This window comes from Acidovorax sp. GW101-11A03 (assembly GCF_059424825.1).
In genome coordinates, this window is record NZ_JBWKZU010000007.1 from 21,002 (window position 1) to 36,001 (window position 15,000).

Annotated in this window: 8 protein-coding genes and 1 tRNA gene; all 9 read left to right on the plus strand. The window is 66.0% G+C overall.

What is annotated here, in order from left to right; all coding sequences use genetic code 11:
- The first annotated feature begins 5 nt into the window (after positions 1-5).
- The 9 genes from AC07Z7_RS05010 (at position 6) to bcsG (ending at position 14,910) form a co-directional block, all read left to right on the plus strand.
- Positions 6-81: transfer RNA gene (locus AC07Z7_RS05010), tRNA-Lys, on the plus strand.
- Positions 82-550: 469 nt separating this feature from the next.
- On the plus strand, positions 551-2,941 hold the full coding sequence (bcsB, locus tag AC07Z7_RS05015; protein ID WP_494765539.1) for a cellulose biosynthesis cyclic di-GMP-binding regulatory protein BcsB: 2,391 nt from the start codon (positions 551-553) through the stop codon (positions 2,939-2,941).
- A complete protein-coding gene (bcsZ, locus tag AC07Z7_RS05020) occupies positions 2,934-4,091 on the plus strand; it encodes a cellulose synthase complex periplasmic endoglucanase BcsZ (RefSeq protein ID WP_494765540.1) in 1,158 nt (385 codons plus the stop codon). Before bcsB ends, bcsZ begins: the two co-directional genes overlap by 8 nt.
- Positions 4,088-8,008, plus strand: coding sequence for a cellulose synthase subunit BcsC-related outer membrane protein (locus AC07Z7_RS05025; protein ID WP_494765541.1), 3,921 nt, complete (start codon positions 4,088-4,090; stop codon positions 8,006-8,008). Before bcsZ ends, AC07Z7_RS05025 begins: the two co-directional genes overlap by 4 nt.
- A 118-nt stretch (positions 8,009-8,126) precedes the next feature.
- Positions 8,127-9,815, plus strand: a complete 1,689-nt coding sequence (gene bcsE, locus AC07Z7_RS05030) for a cellulose biosynthesis protein BcsE (protein WP_494765542.1) — start codon at positions 8,127-8,129, stop codon at positions 9,813-9,815.
- Positions 9,812-9,991 carry a hypothetical protein gene (locus AC07Z7_RS05035; protein WP_494765543.1) on the plus strand — a complete coding sequence of 60 codons (180 nt, stop codon included), beginning with the start codon at positions 9,812-9,814 and terminating at the stop codon, positions 9,989-9,991. Before bcsE ends, AC07Z7_RS05035 begins: the two co-directional genes overlap by 4 nt.
- Before the next feature lie 25 nt (positions 9,992-10,016).
- A complete protein-coding gene (gene bcsQ, locus AC07Z7_RS05040) occupies positions 10,017-10,805 on the plus strand; it encodes a cellulose biosynthesis protein BcsQ (protein ID WP_494765544.1) in 789 nt (262 codons plus the stop codon).
- Entirely contained in the window at positions 10,802-13,333 is a 2,532-nt protein-coding gene (bcsA, locus tag AC07Z7_RS05045; protein ID WP_494765545.1) for a UDP-forming cellulose synthase catalytic subunit, read from the plus strand. Before bcsQ ends, bcsA begins: the two co-directional genes overlap by 4 nt.
- A complete protein-coding gene (gene bcsG, locus AC07Z7_RS05050) occupies positions 13,330-14,910 on the plus strand; it encodes a cellulose biosynthesis protein BcsG (RefSeq protein WP_494765546.1) in 1,581 nt (526 codons plus the stop codon). The genes bcsA and bcsG overlap by 4 nt, the downstream gene beginning before the upstream one ends.
- Positions 14,911-15,000: the final 90 nt, after the last annotated feature.

The following is a 15,000-nucleotide window of genomic DNA, read 5'->3' on the forward strand; positions in this document are numbered from 1 at the left end:
GATTTGGGTTCTTAGCTCAGTTGGTAGAGCAGCGGACTCTTAATCCGTAGGTCGAGTGTTCGAGTCACTCAGGACCCACCAAATCGAAGCCGCGAGGCACAAAAAGCCTGCTACCTATAAGTAGCAGGCTTTTTTGTTTTCAGAACAACTGCTCCCCTCTCGCAGCCAGTACGCGCGCACCGCCCGGAAACCTGCCGGTGCATGCTCTGACCTCCGGGCCACACGGCCTTGGTGTCCGCCCTCCTCAGGCGGCAACGAATGCGTCTCCCCAGACGGCCACCATCCCACGATCCACATTGCCACCGCCAAAGGCTGAGGCAGTGTGATGGCGCGTGGTTCTGGCGGCCATTTTTTGACCCACGAATCCAAACGCACACCCGCCTCGTACCCATGGCAGGAACACTCCCACCAGGCCTGGCGGCGATTGCAAACAAATGTCTCCCGGCCATTTGCGGACGAAACGCGTGGCTACACTTTGTCAAACACATGACACACCGGTGAAGTAAGCCCACGACGCCATCCTCACCCGGAACGAGACACCCAGAACACCGTGACATCCAGCCCCCAAAAAACCGGCGCGCCCTCCATCCTGCTCGCACTCATCGCCGTCGGCCTGATCTCGCTGCCCCACCCTGTTGCCAATGCACAGTCCTTCAAATCGCGTGACGCCGGGGCCAAGGATCGCAACCAGGCCAGGGCAGAACGCGATGTGGTGCGCAGCAAGGTGGCGCCCGCAGACACAGGAGCCAGTGCAGCCCATGCAACAGTGGCAACGCCCTCGCCACTGCCCTCCCGGCAGTGGAGGGTCAGCCTCAAGGATCTTGGCGTGGCGCGCCCCATCGCCCTGCGCGGCGTGGAGAGCGAGGCCAGCGTGGGCGTGGGCGTGCGGCGCGACGAAGCGGTGGAATCGGCCCGGCTGCGCCTGACCTTCACGCTGTCGCCTGCCTTGATCCCGGTGCTGTCGCACCTCAAGGTGATGCTCAACGACGAAACGCTGCAAACCCTTGTCCTCGACAAAGAGCGTCTGGGCACACCACAGACCGTCGAACTCAACATCGACCCACGCTACTTCACCGACTACAACCGTTTCCGCTTCCAGTTCATCGGCCACTACACGATGGAATGCGAAACGCCCAACCATTCGAGCTTGTGGGCCACCATCAGCAACGAAAGCCAGCTCGAACTCTCGCTGCGCCAGATCCCGCTGCGCGACGATCTGGCCCTGCTGCCCGCACCGTTCTTCGACCCACGTGACAACCGGCCCGTCAACCTGCCTTTTGTGTACGGCGACAAGCCCAGCATGGGCACACTCAAGGCGTCGGGCTCCGTTGCAAGCTGGATCGGCATGCTGGCAGGCTACCGTGGCAACCAGTTCCCGGTGTTTGAAAACCAGCTGCCACGACAGCACGCCGTGGTACTGGCCACCAACAACAACCGCCCCGCCTTCCTGCAGACCCTTCCAGCGGTGGAAGAACCCACGCTGTCCGTCGTGCCACACCCCGACATGCCGGGGGCCAAGCTGCTGCTGGTGCTGGGCAAGGACGATGCGCAGTTGCAGATGGCGGCCGACGCTCTGGCCCTGGGCAAAGCTGCGCTCTCGGGGCAGAGCATCACCGTCAAGTCGCTGGAGTACCCGGCCCTGGCCAAGCCGTACGACGCACCCCGGTGGATCACGACCCAACGGCCTGTGAAGCTGGCAGAACTGGTGTCCAGCGCTTCGGAGCTTCAGCTGCGCGGCGCGGTGCTCAACGACACGGTGAACGTCTACACCCGCATGGCGCCTGACCTGTTCACCTGGAACGCCAAGGGTGTGCCGCTGGACCTGACCTACCGCTACACGCCCAACAGTGTCTCGGACCATGGGGCGCTCAATATCTCGATCAACAACCAGTTCATCCAGTCCTACCCGCTGCAGTCGCGCGAAGACCGCACCAGTGGCAAGAGCACCATCATGCTGCCGCTGTTCGACGATGGCAGTGCCCAGACCCGTTCGGACCTGAAGATCCCGGCCTTCATGATCGGTGGCGACAACCAGCTGCAGTTTGCCTTCCAGATCCCTCCCAACGATCTTGGCCGCTGTCGCTCGGCACCGCCCACCGAGTTGTTCGCAGCCATCGACCCGCAGTCCACCATCGACCTCACGGCTTTCCGCCACTACCTGGCCATGCCCAACCTGGCGGCCTATGCCAACAGCGGTTTCCCGTTTACGCGGGTGCCCGATCTGGCGCAGACGTCCATCATCCTGCCGAACCGGCCGACGCCATCCGACGTGGAAGTGTTTCTCACGGCCGTGGGCCGCATGAGCGCGTCCACCGGCTATCCCGGTACGCGCTTCAAGTTGCTCAGCGCGGCCGAGGCCGACAAGGCGGCCGACACCGACATCCTGGTCATTTCCCAGGGTGACAGCGACGGACTGCTTGAAAAATGGAAGAGCCACCTGCCAGCCCTGCTGGCAGCGGGCGCACGTTCGGTGCAACCGCTGGAACGCGCGATGGGTTCATTCTTCGATCTTTTCAACCTGGAGCCCCACCAGCGCCTGTCGGCTTCGGGGGGCCAGGCCGTGTTGCAGGGCAAAGGCCCGCTGGCAGCCGTGACGGGCTTCGAATCGCCCCTGAGCAGCGGGCGCAGCGTGGTAGCCCTTACCGCCACCGACAAGGATGCCATGTCCCTCTTGAGCCAGGGCCTGAATGACGCGGGCAAAATCAAGAGCCTGCGTGGCGACCTGGGACTGATGCGCGGCGACGCCATCGAAAGCTTCCGCATCAAGCCGGTGTACTACGTAGGTGACCTGCCCTGGTGGCAGCGCCTATGGTTCCACATGCACAGCCATCCGCTGCTGCTGGCCCTCGTGGGCATTGGCACTGGCCTGCTGCTGACTTTCATCGTCTACGCAGCGCTGCGCAGCATGGCGCGGCGCCGACTGGCTGCACACCATGACTAAGCCCGTTCATCGCCGCGCCGCCTTGCAGACCTGCGCCAGTGCCGCCCTGCTGGCCTGCTTACCGAGCGCACAGGCCCAGCCAGCCGCAGCGGGCGGAGGCCGCACCGCCTGGCCCGCCTGGGACGCTTTCAAAGCCCAATTCATCAACGAAGGCGGCCGTGTGGTCTCTGACGATGATGGGGGTGGCCAGACCTATTCCGAAGGCCAGTCCTACGCACTTTTCTTTGCACTGGTGGCAAACGATCGGCCCATGTTCGACAAGCTGTTGCGCTGGACCGAGAACAACCTCTGCGAAGGCGACATGACCGCGCGCCTGCCTGCATGGCTCTGGGGCCGCCGCCCCGACGGCACATGGGGTGTGATCGACAGCAACGCCGCATCGGATGCCGACCTGTGGATTGCCTATGCGCTGGGCGAGGCCGGCCGGCTGTGGAACGAGCGCAGCTACCGCGCCCTTTCGGCCCTGCTGGCTGCACGTGTGTTGCGCGAGGAAACCGCCGACATCCCGGGCCTGGGCCCCACGCTGCTGCCCGCGCCCAAAGGGTTCGCGCAGCCCAACGGCCGCTGGCGCCTGAATCCCAGCTACATGCCCATGCACCTGATGCACTGGCTGGCCGCCAGTGACTACGACCCGCAATGGAAAAAGCTGGTGGACAGCTCGCTCAAAGTCATCCGTGGCGCATCGCCCAAGGGCTTCACCCCGGACTGGACGGTGTACGACGCCAAGCAGGGATTCCTGATCGACACCGAAGGCAAAGAAAAGGGCCAGGGCACCTACAACGCCATCCGTGTATACCTGTGGGCCGGTGTGATGCATGCCGACGCGCCCGGACGCAAGGCGCTGCTCGACACCCTGGCGCCCATGGCCCGCTATGTGCGCGAGCAGGGCTATCCGCCCGAATCCATCGATATCCTGACCGGACAGGCCTCGGGCCCTGCGCCCTCGGGCTTTTCGGCTGCGATGCTGCCCTTTCTGCGTGCCATGGGGGATGACAAGGCCCTGCAGTCGCAGCGCATGCGCCTGGAGGCACGCCCCCTGCGGCCCAAGGCCTACTATGAGCAGGTGCTGGCCCTGTTTGGCCAGGGTGCATTCGAGGGGCAGTACCGCTTCACAGCAACGGGCCAGCTCCTGGCACGGTGGAAACCGTGACCCGAGCCCCCCGCCGCCCCCTCCATTGGCTGCCTTCCATCACCCTGCTGGCCGCAGCCTGCCTTCCCCCCGCCCAGGGCGTGCATGCCAGCACGCCGTCGGCCGTCGAAGCCGAACTGCTCAGCGGTGCCCGCATGTGGGCATCCAAAAACCGCCCCGACATGGCCCGCCAGTTGGTGGACAAGGTCCTGGCCATGGACCCCTATTCGCCGCAGGGACTGGGCACGCTCGGCGACCTGGCGCTGCGCGAGAAAAAAATGGACGAAGCCAAGCGCATCCTCGACACCCTGCGCAGCCGCCACCCGGGCCACGCGGTGACTCAGGAGCTGGAGACCCTGGTGCGGGTCTACGGCAGCGAACGCGAAAAACTCTCGCAAATGCGCCTCATGGCGCGTGCAGGTCGCAAGGCCGAGGCCGCCGATCTGGCGCGCGAGCTGTTCCCGCAAGGCCCCCCTACCTTGGGTGGACTGGCGCTGGAATATCACCAGATCCTCGGCTCCAGCACCAAGCGCAATGCCGACTCACTGCGCCAGCTGGGCAAGCTGTACCAGGAGACCGGTGAATCGCGCTATCGCCTGGCGCAGCTCGAAATGCGCATGTACCAGAGCGAGAACCCCACTACCGTGGTGCAGGAAATCGAATCGCTGGCCACGCAACCCGATGTCAACGCCCAACAATTGCAGGACCTGTGGCGCCGTGCCATGGACCGGCTGGCCAACACCTCCGCCAACCTGCCCCGCGTGCGTGCCTTTCTGCAGCGCTACCCCGGCGACCAGGCCATGGAAGATCGCCTGGCCGCCATGCAACAGGCCGTGGAGCGCGCCGCACGGGCAGCCCGCGACCCCGCCAACCTGGCACGCAATGCTGCACGGGCAGCCCTGGACCAGGGCAACACCGAATTGGCCGAAGAACAGCTCCAGGCCGCACTGGCCTTGCGCCCCAGCGATGGCGACAGCCTGGGCAACCTCGGACTCATCCGTCTGCGCCGGGGTGAACATGCCCAGGCCCAGGAGCTGTTCGGCCAGGCCTATGCGCTGACCCGCCAGGGCAAATGGAAAGAGCTACAGGAGACGGCCCGGTTCTGGGGCTTTCTGCGGCAGGCAGACCGGGCCATCGAGAAGAACGAACTGTCTACAGCCGCGAACCTGGCCGAGCGGGCGCTGGCCCTGCAACCCGGCAACGCAGAGGCGCTGACCACGCTGGCCAGCATCCGCGACCTGCAGGGAGACCACGCGCTGGCAGAAAACCTGTATCTGGACGCGCTGCGGCATGACACCACCAGCAGCGCTGCCGTCAAGGGGTTGGCCAGCCTGTATGCCCGCACGCAGCGCTCAGGCAAAGCGCTTACCTTGCTGGCCGAGGCCGCCACTCGCGACGCAGCACTGAGCGCAAAGCTCGCAGGCACGCAGGCCGACATCTTGGTCGCCCAGGCCGAAGAGCACCTGCAGGCGCAGCGCCTCAGTGCCGCGCTGCGCGCCCTCGAAGCTGCCGTGGTGCTGGCCCCGGGCGACGCCTGGGTGCGACATCGCCTGGCACGGTTGTACCTGCGGCTGAACCTGCCCAAGGAAGCAATGAATGTCATGGACGAAGGCATGGCACGCGCCACAGCCACCCCACCAGGAACTGCCAGCAGTGCCATGCTGTACGCGCGGGCGCTGATCCGCTCTGCGGTGGATGACGACCAGGGGGCGCTGGCCGATTTGGCGCAGATTCCATCTGGCGAGCGCACCGAATCGATGCAGGCGCTGATCCAGCGCTCCACAGTCAACTCGCTGGTGGCGCGGGCAACCGCCAGCCGCCAGCCCGCCGAGGCGCAGGCCCTGCTCGCCCAGGCCGAGCAGACCGCTGGCACCGATGCCGAGCTGCTTTATGCCGTGGCCAATGCCTGGTTTCGCCGGGCACAGCCCCTGCAAGGCGTGGCAGTGTTCAACCGGTTGGCGGCGCGCACGCCCCGCATGGAGCCACAGACGCAGCTCGACCATGCCCAGTTGCTCAACCGCGCACAGGACGATGCTGCACTGGCCGAACACCTGCCTCGCCTGTTGCAATCACCGGGCTGGAGCGTCGAGCAAGAAGCGCGCCTCGTAGCCCTCTACACCGCCCACCGCGAGCGGCTCATCGAACAGCAGCGCCAGGCCGGTAACCTGACCGAAGCCGTGCGCATGGCACGCCAGCCACTGCAGCTGCCAGCCCCGGCAGCTTCTCCCGAAGCGGTCCAACAGCGTGCGCAAACGCAGGCCCGCCTGTTGATGGCGGCAGGCGAGTATGCCGACGCAGCCCAGCTGCTTGCACCACTGGTCAAAGCGCAGCCCGACGGCCTGGACCTGCGCATGGCCCTGGCGGATGCGCTATCGCGGCTGGGCGATGCAAGGGGCGCCACCGAACACGCCCTGTGGCTGCAAGACCATCTGCCCCCGAACGACGCCGGACAGCAGTTGGCGCTGCTGCGCATCTGGCAACGCGCCGGCCGTATGGAGGAAGCCCGGGCCCTTTCCACGCGATTGCTGCAGGCTTTCCCCCAGGACAGCGACGTCCTGCTGCATGCCGCGCGGCTGGAGCGCGCCAACCGCAACTATGCGCAGGCGCTGGTGTTTTTCCGCAGCGCTCTGATGCTGGAGACGCGTGGCGGCGCCGCAGCGACAGCTGAACCGATCCCGACCGAGGCGATGGATGCAGAGCCCCCGCTGGCGCTGCAAAAGAGCTACGCGCTGTCTTTGCCCGTGGATCCGGTCGTGGTGGCCAAGATCCAGGGCGAGATCGACGCCATCGAAGCCCGGCGACAGGTCTGGATCGAGGCCGCGCACACCGGGCTGCGAAAGAATTCCACCGAGGGAATCTCCAGCCTGCGCGGCTGGGAGCGCCCCCTCGTCGCCTGGATGCCACGCGGCTACGACGGGCACTATTTTCTGCATGTGGACCGGGTCAAGCTCAACGCAGGGGACTTGCCTGCCGATGGCTCGGACCTGCTGGACTTTGGCCAGATGGCCGCCCTGCCCCCAGGCTCGCCCCTAACCTCCCGCCGCCAGCGTGGCGCAGGCACCAACCTGGGCTTCGGTTTCGTGGGCGACGACATCCAATGGGACATTGGAGCCACCGGCGTGGGCTTCCCGGTGACCAACGTGGTGGGGGGGCTGGCCAAAACCGGCACCCTGGGCCGCTACGGCTACAAGCTCGAAGCTTTCCGTCGCCCCATCACAGGCAGCCTGCTGTCCTATGCCGGTGCCCGCGATCCCGTCTCCGGCGAGATCTGGGGTGGCGTGGTGGCCACCGGCGCCGCGGCGCGCCTGTCCACCGACTTCGGTCCCTACAGCGGCTCGGTGAGCCTGAATCTCGCAGCCCTGACCGGCAAGAACGTGGAAAACAACACCCGCGCCCAACTGCGCGTGGCTGTGGACCGCGACGTCTGGCGCAGCAGCCACAGCGTGGTCAACATGGGCGTGGCGTTTTCCGCCTGGCACTACGGCAAAGACTTGTCGGAGTACAGCTTTGGCCACGGTGGCTACTACAGTCCACGCAGCTATGCTTCCCTTGCACTGCCTGTGGAATGGAGCGGTCGCCACGGGGCCCTCACCTGGCTGGCGCGGGGTTCGGTATCGGTATCGCGCAGCAGCAGCGCCGACAGCGATTACTTCCCGCAGAGCGCGCTACTGCAGGCGCTGGCGCGTGCGCGCCTGGCGGAAAGCGGCAATTTCCCGGTGTACCCAGGCAGTTCAGGCTCAGGGGTTGGCCGGTCGTTCCGGGGCGTGCTGGAGTACCAGGTCACACGCAATCTTTCGCTCGGTGCCCAGCTGGAGCTGGACCGCTCCGCCTACTACGCCCCCACCAACCTCATGGTGTACGGCCGTTATCGCTTTGACCCGGTGCTGGCGCCGCTGGAAAACCGCCCGCGCCCCGTCCAGCCTTATTCGAGTTTCTGAGATGTCCACCGCCTCTTCTCCCCCGCGCAAAAGCCTTCTGCCTCCAGGGCGGGCGCGCACCTGGCTCCGGCGCCTGCGCCTTTCCCCTGGCCGTGGGCCTGACGGTGGCGCAACCCCCATGCACATCGGTATCCAAGGTCTGCCCGATGGCGTGGGCCAGTTGCCTGCGCATGTCCCTGTCTCCCTGGTCGCAGCCGATGCGCCCAGCGCTGCGCTGTGGTTCCCCGCACTGCTGGAGGACGCCCTCGCTGCAGGCTCCGTGGGCCTGGTCGCATCCGACACGTCATGGGTGGACGGGCTGCTGCGGCGCCCAGCCCTGCAGGCCGCCTACCGCGCCGGCGGCTTGCAGCTATGGGTGCTCTCGCCTGGCCTGCAGCCCGAGCTGCGGCGACATGGGCTTCTCTCCTTGATGCAGGAACTGGAGCGCACGGGCCTGAGCAATGCACATGCGCTGTTTGTCTGTGACGCCCAGGGCCTGCTGGCAGGCCTCAGCGTGGCGGAGCTGGCCCGGGTAAGCCGCCAGCTCAGCGCCGTGTGCCGCGAGCGTGCACGCCCTGTGGTGCTGGGGTTCTTCCCGCCGCTGGAGCCTGAAGTGCTTCTGCCCGCCTTGCGCAATCTGTGCCAGATGTCCATGCACATTGCCACCTTGCGCACCGATGCGGACCGCTGGAGCCTGGGCCTGGAGCGCTGGAATACCGATGGCGGCGCGCTCTTCCAGACGGCGTTCGGGCTGCTGCGCGACGACACAACGGGCCGCCTGGCTGCCGACGGCACGCGCACGCGGGGGGCCGCGCGCGAACTGGTCGAAGCGGCGGACCAGTCCGAGGTCATCGCCACGCGCGCTTCCATCGAAGGCCAGCGTGGCGTGCCCGGCCACTGGCGCATCGTCGAGGGCCTCGCCGACCTGGAGATAGCGGCCGCCGCCAGTGTGGCTGCCACCGTGCTCCTGGATGCGGGCCAGGCGTCAGACTTCGAATCCCGTGCACGCCTGGTGCATCAGCTGCGCCTGTCGCGCCCGCTCACGCTCAAGATCGTGGTGCGGGAAAACCTGGGAAAGCTGCGCACACACAGCGAGCAGGCCCTGCTGCAACTGGGCGCCAGTGCCGTGGTCTACAAGGAGGTGGGGTTTTCGCGGCTCCTGCAGCTGCTGCAGGACATCAACGCCCAAAGCCACACCCGCAAGGTGCACCCGGACTACGAGCAGGCGCTGGGCAGCTTCATGCCTGCACGCGAGCGGGGCTACCAGCCGCCGGCGCAGTTCTGTGCACTGGTGCGCAGCATGCTGGACCGCACACATGCGATCGGCCTGTCGCACAGCCTGGTGCGACTGAACGTGCTGGCGCAGATCCCGCACCTGGATGCCCTGCGCGCCTGCCACACCGCACGCGACGGCGACCTCTTCACTGCCGACCATGAATCGGTGTACGTCTTCCTGTTCGCCTGCCGTGAACCCGATGTGGGTCTGGCGCTGCACCGCCTTTTTGCTCTGCCCTTGACCCAGTTGTTCTCATCCGAAGCCACCGACTGCTCGGACACAGGCATCCGAGCCATGACCGGCCACCTTCAAGAGGCCTCGCGCAAGGGCTTGCCCGACTACAGTGCGCTGCTCGGCCACACACCAGCGGCGCCGGCAGTCACCACTGCTGCGCCAGCTTTCATGCCCCCTCTTCCCTCGTCCACACGGCCTGCATTGCCCGCATTGCCTGCGGACATCGGCGCCGTGCATGTCGCGACAGGCCCCAGCGTGCAGCGCTGCCCCATTGCACGGCGCGCCGTGCCGCACCCTGCCGGGAGATCCGTGGCATGACGCTGTTGATGCTGCTGCTCTACATGCTGCTGGGAGCCCTGCTGGCCTGGTCATGCTGGTTGCTGCTGCGCCGTGCGCAACGGGCACGCCAGCCACTGCGCTGCGTGAGGCCCTACCGGCCCGAACTACCGCAAACGGATGCGGCCGGTGCGCCAACGCCACCTTCCGCACCTTGAGTGAACGAATGAACAGAGACTTTGCATGCGTGTGATTGCCGTTGTATCGCCACTCGGAGGAGTGGGGCGAACCACCCTGACTGCCCATTTGGCCACCCTCCTGGCGCGCCAGGGCCAGCGCAGCCTGGCGGTGGAGCTGTGCGCCCAGAACCTGCTGGGGCGGCACCTGGGCATGCACGAGGCCAGCACCGCTGGCTGGGCCCGCGCGGCGGCGGACGGGCAATGGTGGGCTGAAAACGGATTTGACAACTCGGATGGCGTGCGAGTCCTGCCTTTTGGAGCGGCTTCCCTGGAAACCATCAGCACCCTGCACCAGCTGTTGCAGGTGCAGCCACGCTGGCTGCAGGACCAAATCGAACTGCTGGACATCCCCTCTGACAGCACCGTGCTGCTGGACACTCCCTTGTGGCCCTTACCCTGGGCCCAGGCCGCACTGCGGTGTGCCGACACCGTGCTGGTCGCTCTGGAAGCCTCTGCCCGCGCCTGTGCCGCCCTGGGCAGTGTGCAAACCCTGCTGCGCGGCGCTACCGCAGCCCCCGGCGAGCAGGGTGTGCTGGTCACCCGCTTCGATCCGCGCCGGGTCTCCCATCGCGAGGCTTTGCAGACCCTGCGTGAACAATGGGGAGAGCACCTCATCCCCTACACCTTGCACGAGGATGAGAACGTCGCGCGCGCGCTGGCCCGCGCCATGTGTGTGGGCAGTCTGGCGCCCCACGCACAGTCTGCCCACGACCTGCAGGGCGTGTGCAACTGGCTGGAAGGCCAGCGTGCGGCCCCTGCGTCCATGCTGGTGCCCGGCGCCACCCTGCCATGACCTACCTGCACGATACGGGGGTGGCGCCCCGCGCAAATACACCACAGCCTCAGCAAGACCCTGCGAACGAGGGCTCCGGGCCAGGCCGGGTCGGGCAATGGATACGCTGGCTTGCGCAGCAGCTGGAAGTGACACCCGGTGCACCCTGGTGGATGTGGCTGTGGCGCTGCGTCGTGCTGCCCGCCACGCCCGAGCGTGCACTGCTGCCTTGGCTCCTTCAGCCGGGGCGCTGGCTGCTCGCAGGACTGGTGTTTGTGCTGCGCTGGGGCTGGAAAGGCCTGGCCCTGCTTCTGAACGGGGTGTTCTGGCCCATACGCCTCTTCCTGCGCGCCATGGACCGGTTGGCCACCCATGTCAGCGTGGAGAAGGGCATGCGCCTGGCCGACCAGGTGCTGTCCCCCCTCATGGAAATTCCCGGGCTCCGGTGGGTGGTGCTGGCCGTGGGCCTTCTGGCCGGGCTGGTCGTCATGACGACCCCCTTCAACTGGCTCGGGCAGACACTGTTCATGCTGCTTTGCTGGGGCCTGTCGCTGGTGCTGCGCCGCCTGCCAGGGCGCTACCCCTCGCTGGCACTGGCGGCCATCAGCCTGCTGGCCATGGGGCGCTATGCCTGGTGGCGGGTGACCTCGTCCATCGAGTTCGAATCGGCCATTGAATCCTTCCTGGGCTACGGCCTGCTGGCCGCCGAAGCCTACACGTGGCTGGTAGTGGTGCTCGGATTCATCCAGACCGCCTGGCCCCTGCACCGCCGCCCGGCCGACCTGCAGGGCCAACCTGCCTCCTGGCCTACCGTCGATGTCTACATTCCCACCTACAACGAACCCCTGAGCGTGGTGCGGACCACCGTGCTGGCGTCCATGGCACTGGACTGGCCCAAGGACAAGGTGAAGGTCTTCATCCTGGACGATGGTCGGCGCGAGGAATTCCGCGAGTTCGCTGAGTCCATGGACGTGGGTTACATCGTGCGCCCCGACAACAACCACGCCAAGGCTGGCAACCTGAACCACGCGCTGGGCAAAACCGGCGGCGAGCTGATCGCCATTTTCGATTGCGACCACATCCCCACACGCTCATTCCTGACCACGGCCGTGGGCTGGTTCCAGCGCGACCCGAAGTGCGCCATGCTGCAGACGCCGCATCACTTCTTCTCGCCCGACCCGTTTGAACGCAACCTGGGCACCTTCCGCCGCGTGCCCAACGAGGGCGCACTGTTCTACGGGCTGATCCAGGATGGCAACGATTTCTGGAACGCCACCTTCTTCTGCGGCTCCTGCGCCGTGATCCGCCGTGGCCCGCTGCTGGAGGTGGGTGGCATCGCCGTGGAAACCGTGACCGAGGACGCACACACGGCCCTCAAGCTGCACCGGCGCGGCTACACCACGGCCTACATCAACGAAACCCAGGCCGCGGGCCTCGCCACCGAGAGCCTGTCGGCCCATGTGGGGCAGCGCATCCGTTGGGCGCGCGGCATGGCACAGATCTTCCGCGTAGACAACCCCTTCCTCGGCAAGGGCCTCACGCTGTGGCAGCGCATTTGTTATGCCAATGCCATGGTGCACTTCTTCTTCGGACTGCCGCGGTTGGTGTTCCTCACGGCGCCCATGGCCTTCCTGTTCTTCGAGTGGCACATCATCAACGCGGGCGCGATCATGATCGCGCTGTACGTGCTGCCCTACATCCTGCAATCCAACATTGCCAACGCACACGTGCAAGGCGAGCACCGGCACACATTCTGGGCCGAGGTCTATGAGACCGTGCTGGCCTGGTACGTGGCGCTGCCCACCACGGTGGCGCTGATCAACCCGCGCCTGGGCAAGTTCAACGTGACAGCCAAGGGCGGACTGGTGGATGAGCCCTACTTCGACTGGGCCATCTCGCGCCCCTACACCGTGCTGGTGCTGCTGAACTTCGCAGCCTTTGGCATGGGGATCATGCGCCTGTTCTTCTGGAACACGGAAGAAACGGCCACCGTGCTGCTGAACCTGCTGTGGACCGTCTACAGCATCCTCATGCTGGGGGCTGCGCTGGGCGTGGCCTCCGAGGCGCGCCAGGTGCGCCGCATGCACCGTGTGGCAACCCGGCTGCAGGCCACGCTGTACCAGGACGACGGTACGGTGCTCCAGGCCGTCTGCATCGACTTCTCCATGACAGGAGTGGGCCTGGAGCTGCCCGAAGGCATCCGACCGGCAGTGGGGGAAAAGGTACAAGTGGGCCTGTGGCGCGGCCATTCCGAATGCACCTTCCCCGCCACCATCATGCTGCACCGGGGCCAGGGCGCCACGGGCCTGCAATTCGACCCCATGACGCGCGAACAACAGATCGACCTGGTGCAATGCACCTTTGCCCGCCCCGACACTTGGCTGCAATGGAACGACAGCCATGACATCGACCGCCCCTTGCACGGCCTGCAGGAGATCGCCCAGCTCGGCGTGCTCGGCTACCGCAAGTTCTGGGAATCGCTGCTCGACGCTGCCCGCACCCGCTGGCCCACCGGGAGACAACGCAGACAACAGGGACTGGGCGCATGAGCTACTGGAACCTGTACTTCCTGGCCAAGGTCGGCCTGTACTTCACGGGCTACATCGGTTTTAGCTGGTGGCTGAACCTTCTGCTGTGGCTGGCGCTGCTGCCCCCCATCGGCCACCGGCTGCTGAGACGCACCCGCGCCGTGCTGGCCTGGCCAGCGGCGATTGCCCTGCTGTACTACGACTCCTACCTGCCCACCCTGGGACGCGTGTTATCCCAGCTCAAGGCTCTCGCGGGTTTCAGCGCCGACTACTGGATGGAGTTGGCCGGGCGGCTGGTCAACCCCACCGCTGTGGCGATGGCTGTGGCCGGTGTCTTTTTCTATGCAGCATTGGCGCGACGCGTGCGCTTTGCCACCTTGGCCCTTGTTGGCATCTTGAGCGTGCCAGTGGTGGCAGCCCTCCAGGAGCGGGAGGCTCAGATCACCGATGCCGGAAGTGCCCAGGCCAACACTGGCGATGGCTCCTCCGTGGCGGGCGCCGACGCGGCAGACCCCGACGCCCTCCTGCAAAAGTTCTATGCCAGCGAAAGCCATAAACGGATGCAGTTCAGCACCGCAGGCGGACCGCCCCCCTTCGACATCATTCTGCTGCACGTATGCTCACTGTCCTGGGACGACATGGAGTTTGTGGGCCAGCGCAACCACCCGCTGCTCCAACGCTTTGACGTGCTGTTCACCAACTTCAACAGCGCCGCCAGCTATAGCGGGCCGGCTTCGCTGCGCGTGCTGCACGGCTCGTGCGGGCAAACGCCCCACAACAAGCTGTACGAGGGCATCGATCCACAGTGTTACGTGTTTCCCAACCTGGAGAAGGTGGGCTACCAGACAGCGGCTCTGCTCAACCACGACGGCGTATACGAAGAGTACGCCCATGCGCTGGAGCAGCGCGGCGGTTTGGCGGGCAAGCTGCAGCCCAACCAGAGTGCGCCCGTACACATGCAGAACTTCGATGGCTCGCCGATCTACAACGACCACGCGCTGCTGTCGCAGTGGTGGAAGAAGCGCAGCAGCGAGCGGGGTGCCGCCCCCGTGGCGCTGTACTACAACACCATCTCACTGCACGACGGCAACCGCGTGCCCGGCATGACCTCCCGCAGCAGCCTGGACACCTACAAGCCTCGCCTGGTGCAGCTGATGGCTGATTTCGACAAATTCATTACGGAATTGGAAACGGCGGGTAAACCGGTGGTGGTGATGCTCGTGCCTGAACACGGCGCATCGCTGCGCGGCGACAAGATACAGATTTCGGGCATGCGCGAGATTCCAGGCCCACGCATCACACTGGTGCCTGCTGGCGTAAAGCTCGTGGGCATGAAGAAAAAAGACCCTGCGGCCGAGTCCACAGCGCCGGTGGTGGTGAACCAGCCCATGAGCTACCTGGGCCTGTTCACCTTGCTTGGCGACCTGCTGAGCGACAGTCCCTATGCCGACTCCGCCCGTCCGCTGACCGATCGCCTGCAGGCACCGGAGACCACGCCCTTCGTCTCGGAAAACGCCGACGTGATCGTGATGCGCAACGCGGCCGGCAAGTATCTGATGAAGTCGGGCAACGGAGAGTGGATTCCCTACAGCTATTGATCCACGGCGTTGGCCCAGGCAGCGGCCAGAAGCCGTGTCCCGCATAATCGGCTGCTGCGCCCGCGCACCGGGCCCTCGCCCGCCTGCGGC